This is a genomic window from Prosthecobacter sp. (assembly GCF_044222345.1).
Taxonomy (GTDB): domain Bacteria; phylum Verrucomicrobiota; class Verrucomicrobiia; order Verrucomicrobiales; family Verrucomicrobiaceae; genus Prosthecobacter.
In genome coordinates, this window is the sequence record NZ_JBGANL010000125.1 from 2,776 (window position 1) to 4,781 (window position 2,006).

2 protein-coding genes are annotated in these 2,006 nt (G+C 65.4%); both read right to left on the reverse strand.

Features of this window, described 5'->3' with window-relative positions:
• Positions 1-1,096 (reverse strand): DUF1501 domain-containing protein (locus ACILSL_RS26885; protein WP_395735158.1); only part of this gene is annotated, 1,096 nt, incomplete at its 3' end.
• A 321-nt stretch (positions 1,097-1,417) separates the two neighbouring features.
• Positions 1,418-2,006 (reverse strand): SGNH/GDSL hydrolase family protein (locus ACILSL_RS26890; RefSeq protein WP_395735159.1); only part of this gene is annotated, 589 nt, incomplete at its 5' end.

Genomic DNA, 2,006 nt, shown 5'->3' on the forward strand with positions numbered 1-2,006 from the left:
CCAGGCTGGGCATCATCACCGGATGCGGCAGGCCGTAGCGCTCCTGATTGCTGCTGCCCTGCGGGCCGCCGCAGGGGCCGTTGTTGTAGATGCCTTCGTGATGATCCCAGTTCAGAAACACACCGCCCGGCTGGCCGATGCCGGGACGCTTCACGTGCTCCGGCGGCTGGATGCACGTGACGGTGACAAAGCGCACACCGGACTCGATCAAACGACGCCCGAGCAGGTAGCAGCAGCCGCGATGATCGCGCCCGTAGCGGTCGCGCGTTTTGTCGGACTCGCGCGAAAGATCAAACGCGTGCTTGGCTTCATCGCTCGTGAGCAGATCCAGCGCATGCTTGGTGTGCCCCTTCATGAGCTGCCCGGCGCTCGACTGCGCGATGGCACCGGCATCGAGCGATTCCAGCAGGCGGTAGCGTTCCAGCAGGCGCTCGCGCCCCAGCTCTGCGCGCAGCTCCAGGGAGCGCACCTTCCACGCGGGATCGCTGAGGTCTTCGCCGAGCTGTTTGGTGCCGAGCTTCCACGGGGCGCGGCTGGCAGGCAGAAACCCGGTGCTGGTGACGGCATTGGGCATGTTGATGCCCGGGCAAAAGATGTAGCCTGGCATCTCGGGCCGCTCCGTGCCCATGAGCTCCGTCACCACCGCGCCGATGTCGGGAAATTCGAAGGCGTTGGTGTTGCGGTAGCCTTTGAAAAATTCCTGGCAGCACTCCTTGTGCCCCGCCGTGGGCGCGGAAGTCATGGAGCGCACCACGGCGAGCCGGTGCGCCTGCTTCGCGGTGAGCGGCATGAGCTCGGAGAAATGCGTGCCCGGCACGCTCGTCGGGATCGGCTTGAACGGCGACCGATGATCCAGCAGCGCGTCCGGCTTCGGATCAAACGAGTCCATCTGGCTGATGCCGCCCTCTTCATAGATGACCAGCACGCGCTTCGCCTGCCCGGTCTGCACGGCACCGGTCGCATTGCCCGCCCTCGCCTGCAAGGCCAGCCACTCCGGCAGCCCCAGCCCGAGGACGCCCGCAGACATCGACTTCAAAAGCCGCCGCCGATCGGGACTCAATACGGGAGCGCTGCGCTGCTTCAACCGAAGGTTCATGGTGTGAGTTCTACAGCGGCAGAGCGGGTGATGTTGCAAAACGGGGAGTGATTCGTGGTGGGAAGGGAGCGGCGGGTGGGTGAGATGAAGCGCGGGAGAGTGGGGTGCGGGATGGCCATCCGCTCCCGGAGGGAGCACGGAAGGTAGCCGGTGGTGAAGCGAGGCTCGGCGAGCGGGAACCACCGGATCACGCGAAACCCGCCCCCATTGATCCAGGGCGCATGCCGGAGGTATGCGAGAGGCGTGCGCAAGCTCCTCGTTGGCGCAGGGCCGCCGGACACTTCCCGCCTACATTCGGCAGGCGTTCCTGACGAAGGTCAGTCACTTCCCCGGCTGCTTCATCTGCTTGGCCAATCTCTCCCCCATCTGCGCAAAGCCTTGGTCATTCGGATGCACGGCGACGGGGTCGAACAACTTGGGGTCGTGGTCGATGAGGTCGAGGCCTTCGATGAGGTGCAAATGGGGGTCTTTGCGGGTGGCGACGATTTCGCGGGCGACTTTGCGGTAGGCTTCGAGATCGGTGATCTGGCTCTTGGGGCTCCAGGCGGGGGGCACCCAGAGGGAGGTGATGAAGTAGATGGGCACGGCGGGCTGCACGGCGCGGAGAGCATTGAAGAAGCCGTTCATGTTGCTGCGGTAGCGCTCCACGGGGCCGCCGCCCTGCCAGTCGTTCACGCCCATGAGCACGGTGATGACGTCGGCCTTGAGGGTCTTGAGGACGTGGGCGTCGGAGACATTGGAGGCGCGGCCGCCGAGGCCGAGATTGATGAGCTGCCAGTTCATCTTTTGAGCTACCAGATACGGGTAGGTTTTGTCAATGGCGCTGGCGGTGAAGCCGTGGGTGACGGAGTCGCCATAGGCCACGTAGCGCACGGCGGGGGCTGCGGGCGGAGCCTCCATGCGGGCGGCG